Source organism: Acidovorax sp. 22279 (assembly GCF_052045435.1).
Lineage (GTDB): Bacteria > Pseudomonadota > Gammaproteobacteria > Burkholderiales > Burkholderiaceae_C > Acidovorax > Acidovorax delafieldii.
This window is the reverse complement of record NZ_JBQEOV010000005.1, coordinates 276390-285000: the sequence shown is the minus strand read 5'-3', so window position 1 is coordinate 285000 and position 8611 is coordinate 276390. Positions and strand designations below refer to the sequence as shown.

The window sequence follows — 8611 nt, the reverse complement described above, 5'->3', positions numbered from 1 at the left end:
TACCGCCTACGTCACGCTAGAACCTTGCTCACACCATGGACGTACGGGTCCTTGCTGCGATGCACTCATTAAGGCAGGTATCGCCAAGGTCGTCGCATCGATTGCCGACCCCAACCCCGCAGTGGCGGGCAATGGGTTTGCACGCCTGCGCGCGGCGGGGGTTGCTGTAGAGATAGGGCAATGGGCGGAAGCATCCAGGGAGCTGAACCTGGGATTTTTCAGTCGGATGATTCGAAAAACGCCCTGGGTCCGCATGAAAGCAGCCGCCTCGCTCGACGGTGTGACCGCCTTGCCCAATGGAGCAAGCCAATGGATCACCGGTCCCGCCGCCCGTACCGACGGACATGCATGGCGCGCAAGGGCTTGCGCGGTGTTGACCGGCACCGGGACCGTACTCGCAGATAACCCACGACTGGATGTGCGGGATGTACCCACCGATCGGCAACCCGCACTCGTTTTGGTGGATAGCGAGCTAGCTGTTCCTCTGGATGCCTTGCTTTTCGCAGCGAACCGGCCGGTTTATATCTATACAGCCTTTGCACACGAGAAAAGGCGTAGCGCGCTCGAAGCCCTTGGCGCCACCGTGATCACTTTGCCGAATAGTGCCGGCAAGGTGGACTTACCCGCGATGGTGCAAGACCTCGGGCGCAGGGAGATCAATGAACTGCACGTGGAAGCAGGTTACAAGCTCAATGGTTCGCTGCTGCGCGAAGGACTGGTCGATGAACTACTGGTCTATCTCGCCCCCAAGCTGATGGGCGAGGGTATGGGATTGGCCCAGATAGCTCCCTTGGCGACACTTGCAGAGGCACATGCCCTCAGCTTCCATACGGTAGACAGGATCGGGGAAGACCTGCGCGTCCTTGCACGCTTGCAGGGGCGCGACAGGTTCTGAAGAAATCGCTGCGTAACTGATCGCGGAATTTTCCGCCAATCAAAGTTGCGCCCGACCGGCTGTCACTCCATCATGTGACTGGCGCAAAAAAATCCCGCCAGAGCGCGACACGGATAATCCCGCTCTATGGCACTTATCACCTTACTGGACGCCCAACTCGCATTTGGGCATGTTGCACTGCTGGATCACGCCGGCTTTTCCCTGGAGACCGCTGAGCGGGTTGGCCTGATTGGCCGCAATGGTGCGGGAAAGTCTTCCCTACTCAAAATCCTGGGAGGACTTGCCAAGCCGGATGATGGCTCTTTGCAAGTTCAGCAGGGGGTACGCATTGCCTTCGTCGCACAGGAGCCGACGTTAGACCCCGATGCCACCATTTTCAAGGCAGCCTCCGAAGGCCTGCAACGCGTGATCGCTATCCGCGATCAATACCTCTCGGGAGCGGACGGACTGGATCTGGATGCATTGCAATCGGAGATCGAGGCCTACGACGCCTGGAACTGGGAGCAGCGTGTCGAAGAAACCCTGCAGAGGTTGCATCTCGACCCGGAAGCCGTGGTCGGAGCACTCTCTGGCGGCACCAAAAAACGCGTGGCGCTGGCGCAGGCGCTGGTGGCACGCCCTGACGTGTTGCTGCTCGACGAACCCACCAACCACCTGGATCTGGACTCCATCGAGTGGCTGGAAGACCTGCTGCTGGACTTTCCGGGCAGTGTCGTGACCATCACCCACGACCGGTCGTTCCTTGACCGTGTGGCCACCCGCATCGTGGAGCTGGACCGCGGTCAATTGCGCTCCTACCCCGGTAACTTTGCTCAATACCAGATTCAGAAAGAAGAGCAGTTGGCGCAGGAGGCAGTGATCGCCGCCAAGGCCGACAAGCTCCTGGCACAAGAAGAAATCTGGATTCGGCGTGGCGTGGAAGCGCGCCGCACCCGCAGCCAGAGCCGTATCAGCCGCTTGGAACAGTTACGCGCCCGGCGGGAGGCTCGCCGTGAGGTCGTTGGCAGTGTGCGCATGGATGTCGCCACCGGAAGCTCCAACGGCTACCAGGGCAAGATCGTGGCGGAACTGCAAGGAGTGAGCAAAGCCTTCGGCGACAAAACCATCGTTCACAATTTCTCCGGGACGATACTGCGCGGGGACAAAGTGGGCTTGATCGGCCCGAACGGCGCCGGTAAAACCACGCTGCTCAAGATGATCTTGGGCGAACTGCAGGCCGACAAGGGCACCATCCGGCAGGGAGCGAACCTGCAAGTAGCCTACTTTGACCAGATGCGCCACGCCGTCAACCTCGACGCCACATTGGAAGACTTCATCAGCCCTGGCAGCGAATGGATCGAGATCGGCAATCAGCGCAAACACGTCAAGAGCTATCTGAGCGACTTTCTGTTCTCCCCCGCGCGCGCGCACTCCCCAGTGCGGTCGCTGTCCGGCGGGGAACGCAACCGCCTGTTGCTCGCCCGGCTGTTCGCCCGACCGGCCAATGTGCTGGTGCTGGATGAGCCCACGAACGACCTGGACATTGACACCCTGGACCTGCTGGAGGAATTGCTCGAAAACTACGAAGGCACGGTGTTCTTGGTCAGCCACGACCGCACCTTTCTCGACAACGTGGTGACCAGCACCCTCGCTTTTGAAGGCAACGGCCTGTGGCGCGAGTACGAAGGCGGCGTACAAGACTGGTTGCTCCAATCCAAACGCAGTCGGTCACTGCAAGCTGCTGCAACGTCCTCCAAACCACCTACACCGGAAGTTTCAGATCAAAGCACGCCGGAGCGCATATCAAATAAGCCTGCACAGCTATCAAAAAAGAAGCTGAGTTACAAAGAGCAGCGCGAACTGGATCAGCTGCCTGGCCTGATCAGTGCGCTAGAGACGGAACAGAAATCCCTTCAAGACGCACTTTCCGACGGCTCACTCTTTGGTACTGACCCCACACGCGCGGCAGCCATGACAAGCCGAGCAGCCGCCATCGACGAGGAGCTGATGACCGCGTTGGAGCGCTGGACAGCACTCTCTGAATAGGCGCCAAACCGGTTCATGGCGCGAGGCTCTGGCGGGGACACACATGGTGAAGGCCCGCCGCCAGGGCTCGGTAATCGCCCTTAAATCCGGTGGTGCAGGCGGTCCGTTGTTCCGCGCAACCGGGCAATCAAGGCAGGAGCAATCTGCCCCAGCGGCAGCACCTCGTCGGCGGCACCGTGGGCAATGGCTTCCCGCGGCATGCCAAACACGATGCAGGTCGCCTCATCCTGCACATAGTTGTAGCTGCCGGCGTCTTTCATCTCCCGCATGGCAACAGCGCCATCGTTGCCCATGCCCGTGAGCATGATGCCAAATGCGTTGCGCCCCACCACCGCCGCTGCGGACTTGAAGAGTACCTCGACCGAGGGCTTGTGGCGATTGACCGGAGGGCCATCGTCCACCACCGCCACATAGTTGGCGCCACTGCGCGCCACATGGAACTGCGTGCCGCCCGGTGCGATGTAGGCATGGCCGGGCAGAATGCGCTCGCCATTCACCGCCTCCTTGACGGTGATCTGGCACAACCCGTTCAAACGGGACGCAAAACTGGTAGTGAACCCGGGAGGCATGTGCTGGGTGATCACGATCGCGGGCGAATCCGCAGGCATCTGGACCAGCACCTCCTTGATGGCTTCGGTACCACCGGTGGACGCCCCAATGCAGATGAGCTTTTCAGTGGAAAGGCGACCCAGCAGACCAGCTGCGGGTACGGCGTGGGGCAAAGGAGTGCCCCCCACAACACTGGAGGCTGGGCCTGCATCACGCACAGGGGCGCGGCGCACTTGCGCGACGGCAGCAACGCGGATCTTGTCCACAATCTGCGCCGCCAAATCGTTGAGCCCGCTGGCCAGCCCCACACGCGGTTTGGCCACAAAGTCGACGGCGCCCAACTCCAGGGCCTTCATGGTGACCTCCGCGCCACGCTCGGTCAGCGTGGAGATCATCACTACCGGAGTGGGCCGCAGACGCATCAAGCGCCCCAGAAAATCAATGCCGTCCATGCGTGGCATTTCAACGTCCAGGGTGATGACATCCGGATCCAATTCGCGAATCATCTCGCGCGCCACCAGAGGGTCGTTGGCCGTGCCAATGCACTCCATGTCCCGCTGGCGGTTGATGATCTCTGACAGCAGACTACGGACCAGCGCCGAATCGTCCACCACGATCACCCGGATTTTCCTGCTCATTAACTCAAACCTTTATCAAAACAGATCCACAGAACCACCCGATGTGGTCTTGGCAACAGTGGCCGCGTTGCCGCGAACCTCCTGGGCCACGAGGGCTTCGGGATGGGCATGCGCCAACCGTTTCACCATCGCTTTGCCGGTCACTGGAAAGAAAACCACCTTGCGCGGATAGATGTCGAGCACGTCCTCGGAGACGATCGGAATGCGCTCAGTGTGCAAATAGTTCAACACAAAATTCGTGTTGCGCTCACCCACATTCATGGTGGTGAAGTTGTGCATCACCTGGGCCCCTCCAAAAATCTTGGCCTGCATGGTTTCACGGCGTGCACCGAGCTTGAGCATTTCATTGATCAACAGCTCCATCGCGTAGGAACCATAACGCCCGGATGCGTCCGCCAGATCGCCGTCCGGCAGCATGAAATGGTTCATTCCTCCCACACGTGCGCGGCTGTCCCACAGGCAGGCAGCGATGCACGAGCCGAGCACGGTCATGATGACCATGTTCTCATCCGACACGAAATACTCACCAGGCAGCACCTTCACCGCGTTGTGCTGGAAGTGGTGATCAAGGTAAAAAAACGAGGCCTCTCCTGGCTTGCGGCTGCGGGCCTTGAGCTCCTGCAGCGACGACTCGCGCGCGGGCCCATTGCCAGAGCTGTAGATATCGGCGCTCAGCGGTGCAATACGCGGAGCGCGGCGCCTTTCGGAACTGCCGGGCACAGCAGCAGCATTGGAAGAGGATGAACCTGTTTGAATGTTGGTCATGGGTGCAATGTGCAGGACAACATGGACAGGTCAGCGGCGCTCGTACACCGTCTTGCCACGCAGGGAGAACAGGTCTTTGGACTCGCTGAAGTTCTCGGCGTGCCCCACAAACAACATGCCACCCGGCTTGAGCACGCGGTGGATTCTTTCCAGCACACGCCGCTGTGTAGGGGCATCAAAGTAAATCATCACATTACGGCAGAAAACCACGTCAAAGGGCTCCTTGAATGGCCAATCGTCGCGGATGAGATTCACGCTCATGAAGTCGATGGCACGCCGCAACTCCGGCTTGGCACGGACCATGCCCGCGTTCCCGCCTTTGCCTTTGAGAAAGAATTTCTGCAAGCGCTCAGGGCTCAAGCCCTTCACACCGTCGAGCCGGTACACGCCCTGCGCCGCGGTGGCTAGCACGCGCGAGTCAATGTCGCTGGCTGTCAGTTTGAAAGATGCGTTGGCGCCGAGCGCCTCCAACGCGGTGATCACGATGGAGTAAGGCTCTTCGCCCGTGGAGGCAGCGTTGCACCAAACCCGCCAGTTGGCGGATGGCTTGGAGCGCAGGTGCGACGCGAAAATCTCGAAATGATGCTGCTCGCGAAAGAATGCCGTGAGGTTGGTGGTCAGCGCATTCACGAACTCCTGCCACTCCGGCCCGTCATGGTTCTCCAGCCAGCTCAGGTAGTCGTGAAAGCTGGTGTGCCCCGTGTCGCGCAGCCGCCGCGACAGGCGGCTGTAGACCATGGCGTGTTTGCCATCATGCAAGCTGATGCCAGCGCGCTGATAGATCAGCGCCTGCACACGGGCGAAGTCTGCATTGGTCCAGACAAATTCACGCCCCTGCGCCAGAGGGCCAGAGGGCGCTGCGGCTGCGGCATACGCAGGATCTACCCGGGCTGGGCCTGACCGGACTGACGCCGAAGCACTGGTGGTTTGGGCCATATTGATCGTCCGAGGGGAAGTCCTGTTCGCTCCAAAAGGTCTGCGAGCACAGCTCACAGCCTGACATGCGCCTGCGCCACCACTGGCTGCTGACTGCTACGCCTTATTCGTTGGCGGTCACCAGGCCCATGTCCACGCTGGACATGAGCTTTTCAATATCCAGCAGGATCAGCATGCGCTCGCCCACGGACCCCAAGCCCAAGATGCAGCTGTTGTCGATCGCACTCTCGATATCAGGGGCCGAACGGATGCTTTCTGGTGTCAACTCCATCACATCGCTCACCGAATCCACCACAATGCCCACCACACGGTTGCGCAGGTTGAGGATGATGACCACAGTGAAACTGTTGTAGTCCGCCTGCGCACAGTTGAACTTGATGCGCATGTCCACGATGGGAACAATCGTGCCGCGCAAATTGACCACGCCCTTGATGAAGTCTGGCGCGTTCGCAATGCGGGTGGGAGGTTCGTAGCCCCGGATTTCCTGCACCTTCAGGATGTCGATGCCGTACTCTTCCTGGTCGAGGCGGAACGTCAGATATTCACGAGCACCCGTTGGTGCAGCGTCTGCAGTTTTACCGATCACACTCATGGTGCATTCTCCTTTCATGGCGGCGCAGCGCCCCCAGGGGCGCCCGCACCTGTATCTAGTGGCGCGCCCGACGCACCAAGCCACCCGTGTCCAAAATCAAGGCCACGGTGCCGTCACCCAAAATGGTGGCGCCCGACACATTGGGCACCTTGCGATAGTTCGATTCCAGATTCTTGACGACCACCTGGTGCTGGCCGAGCAACTCATCCACCAGCAAGGCCACACGGCTTCCGTCAGCCTCGACCACCACCATGATGTTGCTGGATTTGTTAAGGTCAAAGCGCGGAACCTGGAAGATCTTCTCCAGCGCGATGACAGGCATGTATTCGTCGCGCACCTTGACCAGCTGCGAGCCTTGCGCCACGGTGCTGACATCGTCCGCATTGACCTGGAACGATTCCACCACCGACGACAGGGGAAGGATGTAAACCTCTTCGCCCACCCCCACCGACATGCCATCCATGATGGCGAGCGTCAGCGGTAGGCGAACGGACACCTTCATGCCGTAGCCCTCTGCAGAATCGATCTCTACCGAGCCGTTGAGCGCTGCGATATTGCGTTTGACCACGTCCATGCCGACCCCACGGCCTGACACATCGGTCACCTCATCGGCCGTGGAAAAGCCTGGAGCAAAAATCAGCTGCCAGACATCGGCATCGCTCATCTGATCGGACACCTCGATGCCGCGCTCCTGGGCCTTGCTGAGGATCTTCTCGCGCGACAGGCCACGACCATCGTCACGCACCTCGATCACGATCGACCCACCTTGGTGCGACGCCGACAAGGTGATGGTGCCGTGCTCGGATTTGCCCTTGGCAAGACGATCGGCAGGCATTTCAATACCGTGGTCGCAGCTGTTACGCACCAAGTGGGTCAGCGGGTCGGTGATCTTTTCGACCAAGCCCTTGTCCAGTTCGGTGGCTTCACCCAGGGTCACCAGCTCCACCTTCTTGCCCAGCTTGTTCGCCAGATCGCGCAGCATGCGCGGGAAGCGGCTGAAAACGATGGACATTGGAATCATGCGGATCGACATCACCGACTCTTGGAGGTCGCGCGTATTGCGATCCAGATCTGCCAATCCGGCCAGCAATTGCTGGTAGGCCCCAGCATCAAGGCCCCGGCTGTTCTGCGCCAACATGGCCTGCGTAATCACCAACTCACCCACCAGGTTGATCAGTTGATCGACCTTCTTCACATCCACCCGGATGGTGGTGGACTCCATCTGTGCTTGCATCGCCACCTTGGGCTCGGCGCTCGCCTTGGGCGCAGCTTTGGGAGCTTGCGCGACAGGCGCATGGGCAGCCGCCGCAGCTTCACCATGGGGAGCTCCGGGTGCGCCGTTGAAGAATCCATAAGGCGCTTCGCCCCCGGAGGTATCCACCGCAACCACAGGCTCGTCGTCTGCATCTGCGGCGGCAGCGTCACCAGAAGCGGCAGCATCACGAATCAGCACTTGCTCCTTGGAAACATGGAACGCAAACAGGTCCAGCAGATCATCGTTGGTGGACGTCGTTTCCACCGCAAAGACCCGCGTATTGGCCTGGCTGCCCGGGACATCGCGGATCGCCCCCAAACCGGGAATGTCTCGGAACAATTCTTTGATCGCGTCGGCCTGCTCGGGGCGGTCCAGTGGCCCGATCTGGATTTCCAGCTGCCGCACCTGCCCTGGCACAACAGGCGCGGAAACCTTGGGCGCAGGAGCCGGGGCTGCTGCCACCGGCGCGGGTGCAGGAGGAGGCGGCGCTGCGACCACAGGTGAAGCATCGCCGGGCACCAAGCCCGCCGCCAGGTCGCTGATTCGGCGAACCAGGGAGGTGGTGGAAACCGCCTCACCTTGTCCACCCGCCTGATGCCGTGCCAGCAGGCTGCGCGAAGCATCCGCAGACTCCAGGAGAACGTCCACCATCTGAGGGATGGGCTGCAGCTCATGGCGGCGCAGACGATCAAGCAGGGACTCCATCTGATGGGTCAGCTCGGCCACGTCAGAAAACCCGAAGGTGGCAGAACCTCCCTTGATCGAGTGAGCGCAGCGGAAGATGCCGTTGAGCTCTTCGTCGTTGGCACTGCTCAGGTCCAGATTCAGGAGCATCTGCTCCATCTGGTCGAGGTTCTCACCCGCTTCCTCGAAAAAGATCTGATAGAACTGGCTGAGGTCGAAGTCAGCGCCTGCACCTGATCCTTCTTGGTAGGTTTCCGCCATGGTGGGCTCCT

The 8611-nt window shown here is 60.4% G+C and carries 7 protein-coding genes (1 of these 7 running past the window's edge); 2 read left to right on the top strand and 5 right to left on the bottom strand.

Translation table 11 applies throughout. The features are described 5' to 3' along the window. Positions 1-895: the 3' portion of a bifunctional diaminohydroxyphosphoribosylaminopyrimidine deaminase/5-amino-6-(5-phosphoribosylamino)uracil reductase RibD gene (ribD, locus tag ACTJKQ_RS09350; RefSeq protein WP_056065777.1), read on the top strand. The gene continues 203 nt to the left of window position 1, outside the view; 895 of the gene's 1098 nt are visible here — the last part of the coding sequence; its start codon lies beyond the left edge, outside the window; its stop codon occupies positions 893-895. A gap of 126 nt (positions 896-1021) precedes the next feature. Then, positions 1022-2920 carry an ATP-binding cassette domain-containing protein gene (locus ACTJKQ_RS09345; RefSeq protein ID WP_056065775.1) on the top strand — a complete coding sequence of 633 codons (1899 nt, stop codon included), beginning with the start codon at positions 1022-1024 and terminating at the stop codon, positions 2918-2920. 80 nt (positions 2921-3000) lie between these two features. On the opposite strand, the gene ACTJKQ_RS09340 is transcribed toward ACTJKQ_RS09345, so the two are convergent. The 5 genes from ACTJKQ_RS09340 to ACTJKQ_RS09320 form a co-directional block, all read right to left on the bottom strand. After that, complete coding sequence (locus tag ACTJKQ_RS09340) at positions 3001-4107, bottom strand: protein-glutamate methylesterase/protein-glutamine glutaminase (protein ID WP_440596663.1); 1107 nt, start codon at positions 4105-4107, stop codon at positions 3001-3003. A 15-nt stretch (positions 4108-4122) separates the two neighbouring features. Further along, entirely contained in the window at positions 4123-4872 is a 750-nt protein-coding gene (cheD, locus tag ACTJKQ_RS09335; protein WP_440596662.1) for a chemoreceptor glutamine deamidase CheD, read from the bottom strand. 30 nt (positions 4873-4902) lie between these two features. Continuing rightward, positions 4903-5808 carry a CheR family methyltransferase gene (locus ACTJKQ_RS09330; RefSeq protein ID WP_440596661.1) on the bottom strand — a complete coding sequence of 302 codons (906 nt, stop codon included), beginning with the start codon at positions 5806-5808 and terminating at the stop codon, positions 4903-4905. Positions 5809-5911: 103 nt separating this feature from the next. Then, the gene (locus ACTJKQ_RS09325; RefSeq protein ID WP_015015794.1) at positions 5912-6400 is read right to left on the bottom strand and encodes a chemotaxis protein CheW; all 489 of its coding nucleotides are present in this window, start codon (positions 6398-6400) and stop codon (positions 5912-5914) included. A gap of 55 nt (positions 6401-6455) precedes the next feature. After that, positions 6456-8600, bottom strand: coding sequence for a chemotaxis protein CheA (locus tag ACTJKQ_RS09320; RefSeq protein ID WP_440596660.1), 2145 nt, complete (start codon positions 8598-8600; stop codon positions 6456-6458). Positions 8601-8611: the final 11 nt, after the last annotated feature.

What these genes read in the sequence shown, in the direction of transcription:
- ACTJKQ_RS09345 (WP_056065775.1), top strand. Translation starts at nt 1,022, where the DNA reads ATGGCACTTATCACCTTACTGGACGCCCAACTCGCATTTGGGCATGTT.
- ACTJKQ_RS09340 (WP_440596663.1), bottom strand. Translation starts at nt 4,107, where the DNA reads ATGAGCAGGAAAATCCGGGTGATCGTGGTGGACGATTCGGCGCTGGTC.
- cheD (WP_440596662.1), bottom strand. Translation starts at nt 4,872, where the DNA reads ATGACCAACATTCAAACAGGTTCATCCTCTTCCAATGCTGCTGCTGTG.
- ACTJKQ_RS09330 (WP_440596661.1), bottom strand. Translation starts at nt 5,808, where the DNA reads ATGGCCCAAACCACCAGTGCTTCGGCGTCAGTCCGGTCAGGCCCAGCC.
- ACTJKQ_RS09325 (WP_015015794.1), bottom strand. Translation starts at nt 6,400, where the DNA reads ATGAGTGTGATCGGTAAAACTGCAGACGCTGCACCAACGGGTGCTCGT.
- ACTJKQ_RS09320 (WP_440596660.1), bottom strand. Translation starts at nt 8,600, where the DNA reads ATGGCGGAAACCTACCAAGAAGGATCAGGTGCAGGCGCTGACTTCGAC.